8 protein-coding genes are annotated in these 15,021 nt (G+C 73.3%); 2 read left to right on the forward strand and 6 right to left on the reverse strand.

Annotation, left to right across the window (positions count from 1 at the left end; genetic code table 11):
* Window positions 1-8: 8 nt before the first annotated feature.
* From AB0B66_RS04115 to speB, 4 genes are all read right to left on the reverse strand, one after another.
* Complete coding sequence (locus tag AB0B66_RS04115; RefSeq protein ID WP_360522551.1) at window positions 9-917, reverse strand: MEDS domain-containing protein; 909 nt, start codon at window positions 915-917, stop codon at window positions 9-11.
* 367 nt (window positions 918-1,284) lie between these two features.
* Entirely contained in the window at window positions 1,285-3,654 is a 2,370-nt protein-coding gene (locus tag AB0B66_RS04120) for a glycoside hydrolase family 6 protein (protein ID WP_360522554.1), read from the reverse strand.
* Between the two features lie 335 nt (window positions 3,655-3,989).
* Window positions 3,990-4,607, reverse strand: coding sequence for a class I SAM-dependent methyltransferase (locus AB0B66_RS04125; protein ID WP_360522557.1), 618 nt, complete (start codon window positions 4,605-4,607; stop codon window positions 3,990-3,992).
* A gap of 182 nt (window positions 4,608-4,789) precedes the next feature.
* Window positions 4,790-5,824, reverse strand: a complete 1,035-nt coding sequence (speB, locus tag AB0B66_RS04130) for an agmatinase (RefSeq protein WP_360522560.1) — start codon at window positions 5,822-5,824, stop codon at window positions 4,790-4,792.
* Between the two features lie 138 nt (window positions 5,825-5,962).
* Between speB and AB0B66_RS04135 the strand changes: the two genes are divergently transcribed.
* Window positions 5,963-7,498 (forward strand): leucyl aminopeptidase, encoded by a 1,536-nt coding sequence (locus tag AB0B66_RS04135; protein WP_360522563.1) that lies wholly within the window; start codon window positions 5,963-5,965, stop codon window positions 7,496-7,498.
* Window positions 7,495-9,174, forward strand: a complete 1,680-nt coding sequence (locus AB0B66_RS04140; RefSeq protein ID WP_360522566.1) for an AbgT family transporter — start codon at window positions 7,495-7,497, stop codon at window positions 9,172-9,174. The genes AB0B66_RS04135 and AB0B66_RS04140 overlap by 4 nt, the downstream gene beginning before the upstream one ends.
* Window positions 9,175-9,238: 64 nt before the next feature.
* On the opposite strand, the gene AB0B66_RS04145 is transcribed toward AB0B66_RS04140, so the two are convergent.
* Both AB0B66_RS04145 and AB0B66_RS04150 read right to left on the reverse strand, forming a co-directional pair.
* The gene (locus AB0B66_RS04145) at window positions 9,239-14,146 is read right to left on the reverse strand and encodes a hypothetical protein (RefSeq protein ID WP_360522569.1); all 4,908 of its coding nucleotides are present in this window, start codon (window positions 14,144-14,146) and stop codon (window positions 9,239-9,241) included.
* A complete protein-coding gene (locus AB0B66_RS04150; protein WP_360522572.1) occupies window positions 14,143-15,021 on the reverse strand; it encodes a DUF4132 domain-containing protein in 879 nt (292 codons plus the stop codon). Before AB0B66_RS04150 ends, AB0B66_RS04145 begins: the two co-directional genes overlap by 4 nt.

Here is a 15,021-nt window from a genome sequence, read left to right on the forward strand (position 1 = left end):
TGCCGGGGTCACTCGTGGGCGGTCAGGTGCAGGCGGATGGTGGTCGCGCCGGGGCGGGCGTGCACGCGTACCAGGTCGCAGTGCAGGTGGGCGGTCAGCAGGGCGGCACCGTGGGCGGCCAGCGGATCGGTGAGCTGGCCGTGGTCGCGCAGCTGGCACACGACGAGGTCGTGTTCGGGCCAGACGCTCACCGCGCCGGGTCCGTCGGTGCGCGCGAGGGTGCCGGCGGCCAGTTCCGCGATCAGGTCGGCGAGCAGGTCGCGCCGCTCCGGCTTCAGCCCGGCGGTGGCCGCGTGACCGGTCACGAAGGAACGCAGCCCGGCCAGGTCGTGCACGGCGTCGTACCGCATCGTCGCCGCGTGGGGCGGGGGAGCGGGCAGCGGTGGATGGAACGAGGTCGCCATCTGGCGCGGGTCGCCGTAGGCGGGGCTCGGCCGGCGCTCGCCGCGCAGCAGCAGCTCGGGGTGGGTGCGGTGGGCGTCGGAGACCATGTGCGGGTCCAGATTGGCCGCGTCGCACGGGCACAGCAGCGCCACGTCTCGGTCGGCGAACGCGAGGTTGACCATCGCCTCGTGCGCGACGCAGGCCGGGTACTCCAGGGCGCCGCGGCCCGGCCACAGCGGCTCGGCGACGATCGCCGTACGGCGGCCGGGGAACTCGTCGGCGAAGGCCAGTAGCACGCCGGGCAGGATGCGGCCCGGGTTGCGGCCGGCGACGGTCAGGTCGGTGAAACGCACCCGCTCGGCATGCGAGCCGAGGCAGTCCCGCAGGATCTCCAGCTTCGCGCTGGGCACGGCGACCAGGACCGGGTGTCCGGCGTCGAGGGCGGTGTGGATGAAGGCGAGTGTGCCGCTGACGTACTCGGCGACTCCGCGGTAGGGGAAGCCGACGTGCTCGCGTGGTGCAGGTGCGGACATGCGTCACGCGGCCGGGAGCGGTGGTGCGATGGGCGTGCCGGCGCGGGGCACGTGCCATGGGGGCACCTCTTGCCATGCCATAGCGGGGGCGTTACCCCACCGGGTGGGCGGCTAAACGCGGTTTCGCGGAAAAGATTCGCGGCGTACCGGCGCGAAAGGCGCGGACCGCCGGCGTCGCTCTCACGACGCCGGCGGCCGTGCCGCTGCCGGCGGGGCCCAAGTTTCCGCCCCAGCGGCACTCCCTACAGACCCGCCGCGCCGGTGCGCCCGGGCGGCGGGGTTCCCGTCGACCGGGCCAGCCGGTCGACGCGAGGACGGTCCCGATCCTGAGCACCCACGCGGATGCGGGACCGTCGCTCGGTAGCGGTCAGCTCAACGGCGGGTACGCGTTCGCCATCAGCTGCTGGAACTGAGCGGAGAACCAGTGCCCCGACACGGGGGCGTTGGGCAGCGCGCCGGACATGCTGTTGCCGTTGCGGGCGTTGCCCGGGTACGTCGGGTCGCACATCCGGTCGAAGCCCTTGCCCTCGTCGTTCGGGATCAGGCTGCTGGAGCCGTCGGACTCGCCCGGCGGCTTGATCCAGACGTACGCGTCGATGCCGGTTGCGGGCGCGGAGCGCGGGCGCTCGCCGAGGCCGGCGCCGGCCTGGTTGCACCAGTTGCCCTTGTGGATACGGCGGTCGATACGCGACTGGTTCACGAACGTGTTCGGGTCGGTCGACGTGCTCGCCGCCGTGGGCCGGGTGGCCTGCGTCGGCTGGCAGGGCGTCTGGACACAGCTGCCCCAGCCGTTGCGGGAGGTGTCGATCAGCATGCCGATGCTGGACGAGAACCCGGACTGGATGAGCCGGGACCGGAACGCCTGCGCGAACGTCAGCTCGTCGTTGTACCGGTTCCAGTCGATCCAGGTGGTCTGGCGCAGCTGCTCGGTCACCGAGCCCACGTACGGCTCGGTCAGCGCCGAGGTGTTCGCGGTGTTGGTGATGAAACCGTGCACGTTGGCGGCGGTGCTGCCGGACGCGGTCGCGGCCGTGAACATCATGTTCGCGGTCGCCCCGAAGTTGTCGTCCCAGCCGACCCAGCCGTGGTGGGCCGCGTCGATGTAGTTGTAGACGTTCGGGATCGCGCCGAGCTTGTTCAGTGCGTAACCGACGCCGTCGACGTAGCCGCGGTTGGCGAGCATGGTGTCGCACATCGCGGTCGCGGTCGCCCGGCCGCCGACGTTGGTCACCAGGTTGGGCAGCGAGTCGATCTCGATGATCGCCACGATGCGCAGGTTCGCGTACGCCGGGCGGGCAAGGATCCCCGCCATCACGTCGATGTACTCGGACTTGTACCGGGCCAGCTCGGTCGGGCCAAGCTCGCCGTTGGAGGCCAGCGCGGCGCAGTCACGGCCGGGCAGGTTGTAGACGACGATCTGGATCACCATCGGCGTGGAGCCGTTGGCCGCGTCCTGGGTGACCGCCTGGTCGAGGTGGTCGGCCAGGCCCATGGTGCCCGTGGTCGGGCTGCCGTTGCCGGTCAGCGCGCTGATCCGGTCGAACCACACACCGGTGGGCTGGTTGGCGATCCGGCTGCCACCCGGCTCGGCGAGCGCCTTGGCGCGCCACTGCGGGTTCACGTAGACGCCGGCGTTCGCGTACGGGTTGTCGGCCCGCGGGCCGCCGGTGCCGCCGTCGTTGTCGGCCTCGGTCGCGGTGACCGTCACCGAGGTCAGGCCGCTGGACGCGACCGTGATCGGCCGGGTGCCGGCGGTGCTGTCGGAGTCCTCGGCGGCGGCCAGGGTCACCGTCTGGGGGGTGCTCCAGTTGCTGGTCGTGAACGTCAGGCTGGAACCCGACGACACGGTGATGTTCGTGTCACCGGAGCCGGCCGTGTTGGTCACGGTCACGTTGCCCGACGGCACCGCGGCCAGGCGCACCGTGTACGTCGCCGTGCCGCCTTCCGGCACGCTGACGCTGGTCGACGAGACCACCAGCGACTGGGTCGTGGTGCCGTCGTTGTCGGCCTCGGTCGCGTTGACCGTCACCGACGTCAGCCCGGACGACGCCACCGTGAACGGCCGGGTGCCGTTCGTGGTGTCGGAGTCCTCGGCCGCGGCCAGGGTGACGTTCTGGTTGGTGCTCCAGTTGCTCGATGTGAACGTCAGGCTGGCGCCCGACGACACGGTGAGGTTGGAGTCACCCGAACCCGCGGTGGTGGTGACCGTGACGTTGCTGCTCGGCGCGGCCGACAGGCGTACGGCGTAGGTGGCGGTGCCACCCTCGGGCACGCTCAGCGACGTCGGCGACACGACCAGGCTCACCGTCGGCGTGGTGCCGCCGCAGGAGACCCCGTTGATCGCGAAGTTGCTCGGGTTGGTGTTCGTGCCGCTGTAGGTGCCGTTGAAGCCGATGCCGGTGGACGCGCCGGTGGCCAGGTTGCCGTTGTAGGACAGGTTCGTCGCGGTGACGTTCTGCCCGGACTGGCTGTAGTTGGCCGACCAGCCCTGGATGCCGCCCTGGTTGCCGGGCCAGGTCCAGGTCAGCGACCAGCTGGTCAGCGGGTCGCCGGTGTTGGTGATGTTGATGTTCGCGCCGAAGCCGCTGCCGTTGTCCCAGGCCTTGGTGTAGGTCACCTGGCAGGACACGGCGGCCTGTGCGGGCGTGGCCACGGCGACCAGCCCAATGGCCGCCAGCGCGCTCGCGCCGAGCAACGCCGTCAGGCGGCGTCCGGCGGATCTGATCGGAATCCTCACTTGGGTACTCCTTGAGCCAGGCCGGACCGGTCCGCTGATGGGACCGGTGCGGGGCCTGCGCGGGCACGCGGCCACCGGGCGGGCGGCACGTTCGAGCGCAGGAAGGAATGGACAGCCCGGACGAGCTGTAACAGCGGTGCGCGGCGCCGCCCGGAGAACCGGGGCCCTCGGTGCCGTGTCGCGCGGTCTGGCTCCCTGCGCGCGTGATGGCAGTTTCACACCGTCGCAACAGGACCGCAATGAGCGTCGATGGATCTGGCACAAAGTCGGGTCGCACAACTAAGACGTATGATGACCTGGCAAGATCCGCCCGGTGGCGTGCCGGGAACGTGCCGTCAGGGCAGGTCGGGGATCGGGGCGTGGGCTTGGATCAAGGCGTCGACGGCCTGCCGTACGCCCTCGTCGGTGGCGACCTCGCGCTGCACCCGCTCGGCCCGGTCCACGGTGAGACCGTCCGCGGCCAGGTGGTGGGTCAGCTCCTCGGGCGCCCAGAGCAGGTCGGGGTCCTGCGGGCCGCCGGTGCCGTGGGTGAGGTTGGTGCGATCGTGGCCGATCGCGAACAGAGTGCCGCCGGGCGCGACCGCGCGAGCCGCCAGCGCCCAGACCTGCGCCATCTGATCCGGCGGCAGCTGCAGGTAGGCGATCAGGACCAGGTCGAAGCCCTCCGCCGGAGGCCGGTACGCCAGCACGTCGCCGACGACCCAGTCCACGTCGAGCCCGTCCTGCCGGGCCCGCTCGCGTCCTTTGTCGACCGCGACCTGCGCGTAGTCGATCGCGGTCACCCGCCAGCCCTTGCCCGCCAGCCACAGCGCGTTGCGGCCCTCGCCCGAGGCGAGATCGAGCGCCCGGCCCGGCGGCAGCGCGTCGAGCGCGTCTGCCACGAAGCGGTTCGGCTCGGCGCTCCACACGAGGTCGGCGGCGGCGTAGCGGCGGTTCCAGTCCTCGGCGTCCATCGCCGCCAACCTACCGCCCCGGACGGCACGGCCGCCGCATGATCGCCGTTCTGCCCGCGCCCGCGCCCGGCGGCCCGCGCCGCGCGTCCTTGATCGTTCGACTTGCCAGGCAGGTGGGCGAATGGACGGTCAAGATACGCACAGGTGCCTGGCAAGTCGAACGATCTTGAGGCGGTGGGCGGTCAGTCGGAGGTCGTGGAGCCGCGGCCGTCGAGCAGGGGGGTGGCGGGGTTCCAGGGGGTGCCGGTGCGGGTGTCGTGGCGGCGGCGGGCCAGGCCGGACAGGGCCTCCAGGACCACCCGGTTGGCGAGCATCGCGGTGATCTCGGCGTGGTCGTACGGCGGGGACACCTCGACCACGTCCATGCCCGCCACGGGCAGGGTGCGGCAGATGCGCGACACGGCGTCGAGCAGCTGGCGGGCGGTGAGGCCGCCGGGTTCCGGGGTGCCCGTCCCAGGGGCGTGCGCCGGGTCGCACACGTCGATGTCGACGGACAGGAAGACCGCGCCGCAGCCGTCCAGGGCGATCGCGAACGCCTCGTCGAGCACCGCGTCCAGGCCCCGGGCGCCGATCTCGCTCATGTGGTACGAGCGCATGCCCTGGTCGGCCATCCAGTCCAGGGTCGGCGGCTCCGGCCAGTACCCGCGCAGTCCGATCTGCAGGAAGCGGTCGCCGCGCACCGCGCCGGACTCGATCAGCCGGCGCATCGGCTGGCCGTGGCCGTAGAGCGAGCCGAACGTGATGTCGCCGGTGTCGGCGTGCGCGTCGAAATGGATCACCGAGACCCGCCCGTAGCCGTGCGTCCTCGCCACGCCGGTGACGTCGGGCCAGGTGATGGTGTGGTCGCCGCCGAGGATCAGTGGGATGGCCCCGTGCCCGGTGAGGGAGGCGACCGCGTCCTCGATGCTCCGGCAGCTGCGGAGCACCTCGCCGCTGTAGAGCTCCAGGTCGCCCGCGTCGTACACGGCCAGGTCCGGACCGAGCGGGTCGACGCGCAGCGCCAGGTGCGGGCGGGACCCGTCGTGCGGCAGGTAGTCGGTGCCCCGGATGGCGTTGGGCCCGAACCGGGTGCCGGGGCGGTGCGAGGTGCCGCCGTCGAACGGCGCACCCAGGATCACCACGTCGGCCTCGGCGTACGTGGCCGGGTCGGCCCAGCCGCAGCGGGGCACCCCGAGGAACGTGAAGTCGGGGCCGTACTGCGCGCCGTAGCGGGTCACGCATCCATTCTCGCCGGTGGCCCGGCCGACCGACCAATCACTGCAAAACGTCCTCAAATTCTCCCGAGAGCAGTGATGCTGTGCTTCAGGGCTGCGATGGACCGGTGTGGGACGCCGTCGGCAACAAGGAGCGGTGGGATGACAGCGACGGCGACAGGCTTCGACCCCGTCCCCTCCTGGACGCGTGTTCCCGAGGTCGCCGTCGTCGCCGCCGGTGACCTCGACGTGGGGGACGCGCCGAGGGGCGTGCTGGTGGCCACCTCGGGTGCGGTGCCGCAGGCGCTGGGTGTGGACCGGGACGCCCTGGCCGGGGCCGGGTTCACCGGCGGGATCGGACAGGCGCTGGCCCTGCCGCGGCCGGGCGGACCGGCCCTGGTCGCGGTCGGTGCGGGGGACCCGGCGAAGCTCGACGGCGACGGGCTGCGCGACGCGGCCGCCGCCTTCGCCCGCGCCATGGGCACCGCCGGACGGCTGGTGCTGGCGCTAGACGCGATGACCGGCGTGGCACCGAAGACGGCCGGTCAGGCCGCGGTTGAGGGTGTGCTGCTCGCCCGGTATCGCTTCGAGGTGCTCAAGAAGGAACCCGCGCCGCCGGTCACGGCGCTCACCCTGGTGGCCGCGGCGGACGACGTCCAGGCGGTGCGGGACGGGGTGCGCCGCGGGCTCGCGTACGCCCGGGCCGCCGCGCTGGCCCGCGACCTGGCCAACTCGCCGCCGAGCCTGCTCACCGCGGATCGGTTGGGCGGCGTCGCCGCGCAGCTCGGCGCGGACAGCGGGCTGTCCGTCGAGGTGTACGACCGGGATGCGCTCATCGAGCTGGGCTGCGGCGGCCTGCTCGGGGTGAACGCGGGCAGCGTCGACGAACCGCGCATGATCAAGCTGCGCTACCGCCCCGAGGGCGACCCCGACGTGCCCCGGTTGACGCTGGTCGGCAAGGGCATCATGTACGACTCCGGCGGCATCAGCCTCAAGCCGGCCGACGCGGTCCACGCGACCATGAAGAACGACATGTCCGGCGCGGCCGCCATCCTCGCCGCGATGGCGCTGCTGCGCGAGCTGGACTGCCCCGTCGCGGTCACCGGCTACCTGATGTGCACCGACAACATGCCCTCGGGCAGCGCGACCAAGCTCGGTGACGTGCTCACCATCCGCGGCGGCACCACGGTCGAGGTGGTCAACGCCGACGCCGAAGGCCGCCTGGTGATGGCCGACGCGCTGGTGCTGGCCACCGAGGAGCCGGTGGACGCGATCGTGGACATCGCCACGCTGACCGGGGCCTGCCTGCGGGCGCTCGGCGCGCAGATCGCCGGGGTGTTCGGCAACGACCAGGGCCTGGTGGATCAGGTGCGCGCCGCCGCGACGCGGGTCGACGAGCCGGTCTGGCAGCTGCCGATGGCGCACCGCTACCGCGGCGAGATGGACTCCGACGTCGCCGACATCAAGAACATGGGCGGCGCGAACGCCGCGGCGATCCATGCCGCGCTGTTCCTGGAGGAGTTCGTGGCGGGCACCCCGTGGGCGCACCTCGACATCGCCGGCACCGCGCAGAACGACACCGCGCGCAGCTGGCTTCCGCAGGGCTGCACCGGGTTCGGCGCGCGTCTGCTGCTGGACCTCGCGCTGGCCTTCCGGCGCCCCGAATCGGACCCGTCGGCCGCCAAGGGCCGGGCATGACCGCAGCGACCGCGTCCGCCGGCAAGCGCCCGTTCACCCAGCGGATGCTGGACGGGGTCGAGAAGGTCGGCAACAAGGTGCCGCACCCGGTGATGATCTTCCTGATCCTGATCGGTGTGATCATCGTGCTGTCGGCGATCTTCGCGGCGATGGGCGTGCAGGTCACCTACGAGTCGGCCGCGCCCGCGCCGGTCGTGGCGCAGGAGACCTATCCCGGCGGCACCCAGCAGCCCTCGCTGGACATCCCGCCGGAGGAGTTCTACCACCCCGAGGTGAAGACGCACACCGAGACCACCGCGATCAAGAGCCTGCTCACCGCGGACGGCATCCGGTTCATCTTCACCTCGGCGGTCACCAACTTCACCAACTTCGGTGTCGTCGGCGTCATCCTCGTCGCCATGATCGGCGTCGGCCTGGCCGAGCGGGCCGGGCTCATCGGTGCGCTGATCCGCAAGCTGGTCGCGGTCGCCCCGCCGTGGTCGCTGACCTTCATCATCGTGCTCGTCGGCATCCTGTCGTCGATCGCCTCCGACGCCGGATACCTGGTGCTGATCCCGCTCGGCGCAGTCGCCTTCATGAGCGTCGGGCGGCATCCGCTGGCGGGGCTCGCCGCCGCGTTCGGCGCGGTCGGCGGCACGTTCATGGTGAACGTGCTCATCACGCCGACCGACGGCATCATCACCGAGATCACCAACGAGGCGGTCGCGCTGGCCGACCCGGCCCGGAAGATCAGCCTCACCGCGAACATGTTCTTCGCGATCGGCTCCACCATCTTCCTGGCGTTCCTGATCACCTTCATCACCGAGAAGGTCATCGAGCCGCGGCTGGGCAAGTACACCGGAGCCGTGTCGCACGAGGCCACCGACATCCCCGAGGCGGCGCCGGTCGAGGGTGACGCGCCCCCGGCCGCCCAGGCGCGCGGGCTGCGGTACGCGTTCTGGGGTCTGCTCGCCGTGCTGGCGGTGCTCGTGCTGCTGTCCGTGCCGCCCAAGCCGTGGGGCATCCTGCGCAACCCGGTCACCGGCAGCCTGGTCGAGGACTCGCCGCTGATGGACAGCCTGATCTTCATCATCATGCTGGTGTTCCTGGTGTGCGGCCTGTGCTACGGCGCGGGCGCGGGCACGCTCAAGGGCAGCGCGGCAGCGATGGACGCGATCACGAAGACGTTCGCCGGGCTCGGCGGCCTGATCTTCATGCTGCTGGTGATCGCCCAGTTCATCGCGTACTTCAACTACACCAACATGGCCACCGTCGCCGCGGTGAAAATGGCCGACGGGCTGGAGCGCGCCAACATCGGACCGCTGTGGCTGCTCATCGGGTTCATCCTGGTGGTGCTGGTGCTGGACATCATCATCCCGGGCGTGATCCCGAAGTGGGCCATCTTCGCGCCCATCTTCGTGCCGCTGTTCCTGCGCCTGGGCGTCGCGCCGCAGACCGTGCTGGCCGCCTACCGGGTCGCCGACTCACCCATGAACGTGGTCACTCCGCTGATGGTGTACCTGCCGTTCATCGTGCTGCTGGCGCAGAAGTACAAAAAGGAGGCCGGGGTCGGCACGGTGATCTCGCTGATGATCCCGTACATGCTGATCATCGCGGTGGCCTGGACGCTGTTCTTCGTCGTCTGGTATCTGCTGGGCATCCCGCTGGGTCCGGGCGCTCCGGTGGAGCTGGGGTAGCCGGTGATCGTCGTTTCAGGTCAGGAAGCGCGGTCCGACCGCGCTTCCTGACCTGAGACAGCGATCATGCACCTGCCCGCGCCGCCCACGCGTCGCGGAACAGGTCGGCGACCGGGCGGCCGAGCAGTGCCGTGCCCAGCGGCGGTGCGGTGTCAAGACGCAGGCCCAGCAGCGGGGCCTTCGACGATTCGAGCGGCAGCGCGGGTGCCTTGAGGTTCAGCCACCCGCCCCGCAGGAACACCGTGCGGCTCGCCCGCTCGCGCCGCGCCTCGACGACGAGCCCCGCCGCGACCAGGGCCGCCCGCAGCGGCTTCAGCCGCGCCGTGGTGACGCCCAGCCAGCGGGCCGCGTTGGCGTCGGTCGGGTCGGGCAGCGCCAGCAGCTGGAGGTAGTACGCGGCCGCCTCCGCCGCCAGCCCGTGCGCCGCCGCCACGGCCGCCACCAGGTCCGGCACGCTCACCCTGGGGTCCTGCAGATACGCCATCGGGGACGGTCCCTCCTCGCCGCCGATGGCCGCCGCCAGGGCCGGGTCGCGCAGCAGGCGCAGCGCTGCGGCCACGTCGGGCTGGCCCAGGGCCAGCGCCGGGGCGTCCGGCGTGGTGATCGCGGCGGGCAGCAGGTGGTACGCCCCGCGCGTGCCGTGGTCGTGGCTGCGCCACAGCCCCGGCAGGTCGTCGGGCACCAGCGCGCGCGAGTGCACGGCCGTGCCGACGGCCAGCCGCGGGTTGGCCAGCCGCTGCCGCACCAGGTCCAGCGCGTGCGCCAGCCGGCCGCGGTGCGGGTCGCCCGCCGGCAGCCGGTACGCGAGCCAGGCCAGCGCCGCCGCGACCGCGGTCAGCCGCTTCTCGTCGAACGAGTCACCCCGCTCGGCCTTGGTGGCCAGGTGCCACTCGTACGCCTCACTCGCCCCGTCGGTGTGCAGCCAGCCATCAGGTTCCGGGTCGATGATCGCGCGCAGCACGTCGGCCCCGTCCCCGCCCGGGATCACCCGGTCGGCCTCGATCAGCAGCTCCTCCGTGATCGCCGTACGCCGCCCGAACCGCGCGACCCACGCCGCCGCGACCGCGTCCGCGTCGGGCCCGTGCGTCCACAGCCGAGCCGGATCGGCGGGCACGGCCGCGTCCAGCAGCACGATGCGATGCTCGTGCGCGACCTTCCGCCACCGGTCGACGGCCAGCCGCGCGTGCGCCGCGGACACGCCCAGCGCCTCCCGTTGCGCCGGGGTGAGCGCGGGCTCGTCCTCGTCGCCGACCGGCAACCCGGCCAGCAGCACCGCGGCCTCGGCCCGGGTCAGGCCGGTCAGCTCGGCCAGCCGCACGGCCGCCTCGGGCCGCCACGGCGCGGCACCCGAGTCGGAGCCGGAGCCGTCGAGCAGGTCGCCGGCGGCCCGCAGCCGTGCCGCATCGCCCCAGCCCGCCCGGTGGATCGCGGCGCGCACCTCCAGGCCGTGGATCGGGGCGAAGGCCGCCTCCGGGCACCGGTCGACGGCGTACCGGATCGACATCTGCACCCGGCCGTCCACGGTGAGGCGGTGGCGGTTGCCGGACAGGAACACGATCCGGCGCTCACCAGCGTGGACCTCGTCGGCATAGCGGTAGTCGTCCGTGACCGCCAGTTCGACGAAGCGAAGGCGCGGGTCGGGCGCGGCGAACGGCGAGTCCGCGAACGCCCGCAGCAGCCGGGCGAGCGCGGCCCGGCGACCCGGTGTCGTCGTCGGTGACGCGGCGACCGTCAGCACCGCGCCCAGCCCCGGCAGCAGCTTCGGCCACGGCGACTCGGCGTTCGGCATGGCGACCGACCCGGCGGCGGCCTCCTCCGTCGTGCCGGTGCTCCTGCCGGGAGCCTCGGACAATGCCCGGGTCAGCGCGGCGAGCTGGCCGACGACTGCGGTCCTCGCCTCCTGAGCGCCGTAGTGGTAGCGGCTCTTCCAGTCGACGAGCGCGCCGAGCGCGTCGGCCAACGCGCGGTCGGTCGTGTCGGGCGGGGCGGCCGGTGTGCGGGTGATCGAGCCGTGCCCGGCCGCGTCGGCCTCGGGCATCGACAGCGAGGCTTCCGGCCCGCGAGTGCCGGCTGTGGCAGCCGACGAAGGGCCGACTGCCGGTAGGCGCTCGGCCGGGTCCTGCGGCGCGGCGGATGACCCGTCGACAGGTTCACCACCGGCGGTCATGCCCGGAGTTCTCAGCGGGGCGTGCTCGTCGAGCAGACCGGCCAGGGTGGCGAGGTGGTCGCGGAGCCGGATGGTGGTGCGGATCGCGTCGCGGACCGCTCGGCGCAGCACCTCGTCGTGGAGTTCGGGCAGGTGCCGGCGGATCGCGACGCGGATCAGCTCGTCCAGCCGCGCGTTGACCCCGCCCGACACGTCCGCCAGCAGCGCGGCGGCCAGTTCCGGGGTGACCGCGCGTAATGCCGCGGAGCCGCGTTCATCCCGCGGCCGCAGCCCGTGCCAGTACGTGAACGGCGGCCGGGTGTGCGAGGCGGTGCACTGCTGGACCGGGTGGGCTCCGTCGGCGTCCCAGACCGTGACGGCCAGGTCGGCGGCGCGCGGGTAGCTGATCACGCGGGCGGTGACCGGCCGGGGGCGCTCGTCGCCGGGCAGCCGCAACGCGCCGACGAGGTACTGGTCGCCCGAGTGCACGGTCGGCCGCCAGCGCACGGTGCGCCCGTCCGTCGCCTGTCCGAGCTGGGTGCCGTCCTCGAACGCGAACACCCGCCAGCCCAGCAGCCCGTCCGCGCAGCCGAGCGGCGATCCGGCGAACGCCTCCGGCGCGGGCCGCAGCCACGACCACCGGGCGATCAGGCGGCCGCCCGCGGGTGCGTCCTGCTCGAAGAACCTGGGCAGGCCGGCCCGGCCGCCGATGCCGGTCGCCGGGTCGTACTCGCGCCACCGCCAGACATGCGCCTGGCCGGGCACGTGCGGTTCGCGCTCGTTGCGCCAGTACGTGGTGCCGTCGCTGCTCACCTGGTAGACGTGCGGTTCGTGGCCGCCGGACCAGGGCCGCCCGCCGGTGGTGACCCCGCCGGGGAACGGCAGCTGCGGCATGGGAGCCCCGGACCAGTCGCGCTCGCCGGCACGGGCCGGGAACACGTCGTGCGGGCTGTCGGCCCAGTAGCCCCAGCGCTCGCCGTCCTCGCGGGCGCCGGTCACCAGCAGGCGCCCGTCGAGGTCGCGGCCGTCGATCGCACGGTGGTGCCAGGCCGAGCCGGCCGGAGGCTGCACGGTGTGCTCGTCAGACCGGCCGTCGGGGTGCACCCGGACCACCCGGGTCTGGTCGGTGAGGACCAGCGCGGGCCAGCTGTCGGTCGGCTCGGCTCGCTTCAGCGGTGTCGCCGCCGTCTCGTACGCCGGCCAGCCCAGCTCGCTGACGAGGCCCGCGCGCAGGGTGCGCGCCAGCACCTCGGGCATGTCCAGGGCGGCCAGCCGACGCAGGTCGCGAGGTGCGACCACCACGCCCTGCGCGCTCCACAACGGAGCCAGGGACCTGGTCACCGTCTCCAGCCCGGCCAGCGTGGTGCCCTGTGCCTGCTCGGCGAAGACGGCGAGGCCGTCGCGCAGCGCGGTGGCCAGGCCGGCGGTCTCCAGCACCAGCGGGAGGCGGCGCAACCGGTCCCTGCCGAGCGGCTCCGCGCCCAGGAAGAGACCCAGCAGTTCCCACGTGCCGCGGGTGAGCGCGGGCAGCAGTGTCGGGTCGGCAGCCACCGCGGCGAGATCCCGGCGCCCGTCGCCGACCGTCTCGGCCCACTGCCGCACCGGCAGCGTGTCCGTGTCGACCTCGACCGCGATTCCGTGCGCCCGGCAGGCGTCGAGCAGGTCGAGGTCGATGCGGAACGACTGCAGGGGCGGGGTGAGGCGCAGCGGGCGGCCCGCCGCGCGCAGCCGCGGCGCGAGCCGTTCGATCAGTGCCGCCAGGCGCGGGCTGCGGGTGAGCGGGTGCCGGTAGCCGCTGTCGCGATGCTGGACGAAACGCTCCAGCCAGGACGCGGCGTCCGGCCCGTCCGCGGCGGCCAGCAGCGCGACGGCCCCGGCGGCCTCCAGCAGCTCCAGCCACTGCTCGCACAGCTGCGCGTCCTCGCGCGCCGGGAGCAGCGCCAGCAGCCGGACCGGCACGTCCGGATCGCGCCGGGCCAGCCGTTGCAGCACCGGGCGGTACGCCTTCCAGAAACCCGCGTGCGCCTGCGCCACGGCGGGCAGTGGGAGCAGGTCGCCGAGCAGCGCCTCGTCCTCGGCGGCGGCGTCCAGCCCGGCCGCCTTCGCCAGCGCACGCAGCTCTCCGGCGAAACCCGCGCCGGGCGGCAGTCCGCCCGCGACCCGCCGCACCGCGATGTCGCGCACCAGCCGATACACCTCTCCGCCAGGCCTGCGTCGGCGCAGGTCCCGGGCGTACTCGGTGAGCGCCTTGGCGGTCAGCGCACCCGCGAGCGCGAACTCCAGGTGCACGTCGCGCAGCCGGTCCTCGTCGACGGCCGACCCGTGCTCCCGCTCGGCGCGGCGGGCCAGACCGAAGCAGGTCGCCGCCTGGCGGAGGTTCTCCGCGGCGACGTACGCCCGCCCGGCCTGCTCCCAGAAGGTCGGCAGGAAGTGTGGCGCGGTCGCGGCGAGGCGGCGGGCGATGGCCTCATAGCCGTCACGGGCGTTGCCCGGTTTGGACTTCGCGAGCCGGGCCAGCCGTTCCAGGTCCTTCACCAGGGCCAGCGCCTCGCCGCCGCGCGCCGGGTCGTTGACGAGCACCCAGTCGGGGAAGCCGAGTGCCCGCACCCGTGCGTGCCCGACCGGCACGGCCCCGGCCGCGATGAAGCCGAGGTACTCCATGCTCTGGTCCTCGGCCGGGCCGAGCGGTTCGCCGGCCAGGCGCACCACCGTGCGGCTGGGCAGCGCCGGGTGCGTGTAGGAGCGCCCGGTCAGCACGGCGACGCCGGGCACGCGCGGACCGGAGCCGGGCAGTACGGCACCGGCGTCGAGCAGCTGCTCGGTCATGACTCCTCCTCGGTGACGGTGCGGCCGGCGTGCAGCGCGGCGGCCAGTCGTACACCCTCGGACCAGGCGATACGCGGCACGTCCGCGGTGGGCATGGCGCGGCCCTGCGCGTCGGCGAACTGCAGCGCGCCGGTCCAGGCGGGCTCGCCCGGGTAGCTCTCGCCCGCCCACACCGTGGCGTCGATCGAGCGGCCGTCCTCCCAGATCCGGCAGCGGACCGTGCCGCCGCGCACCGGGTAGCCGAGCGCGATCGCCCGCGAGGTCAGGAGCCTTTGCTGTGCGTAGTGCGCGCCCTCGTACGCGGCGATGACCGCGGCCTGCCCGGCGGCGTCGGCGGGTTTGTCGTGCACGTCCCGGAACAGCTGCGAGGACCCCATGTTCAGCTCGACGGCGAACTCGCGCAGCTCGTCGAGGTCGGCCAGCAGCACCGGGTGCGGGATGGTGAAGCGTTCGGCGGACAGCCACGCCGACTCGCCGTCGAGGTCGACCACGCCGACGCCACGGTCCGGGTCGACGTCGCGCAGGAATCCGGCGCGGGCCAGGTCGGGCCCGTCTGTGCCGTACGGCGTCACGATCAGGTCCCGCAGTTCGGCGCGCCAGGCGTCGTCGGCCCAGACCGTGGCCAGCAGTCGCGCGGTGACCGGCAGGCTGTGCACCATCCAACGTTCGACGTCGGCGCGGACCTGCGCCTCGTGCCGGGCCAGCCAGTCGCGCAGCTGCCGCAGCCCGGCCACGGCCGGATCGTCCTTCAGCGCGGCCGGCATGGCCTTGAGGCGTACGCCCTGCGCGTTGCGCACCACGATCCGTCCGCTGCTCAGCGCCACCTCGTAGCCCGAGCCGGCGGGCAGCCAGCCCGTCGTCGTGTCCCCGTTCAC

It is taken from the genome of Catellatospora sp. NPDC049111, from assembly GCF_040648615.1.
In the GTDB taxonomy this organism is placed as follows: Bacteria; Actinomycetota; Actinomycetes; order Mycobacteriales; family Micromonosporaceae; genus Catellatospora; species Catellatospora aurea.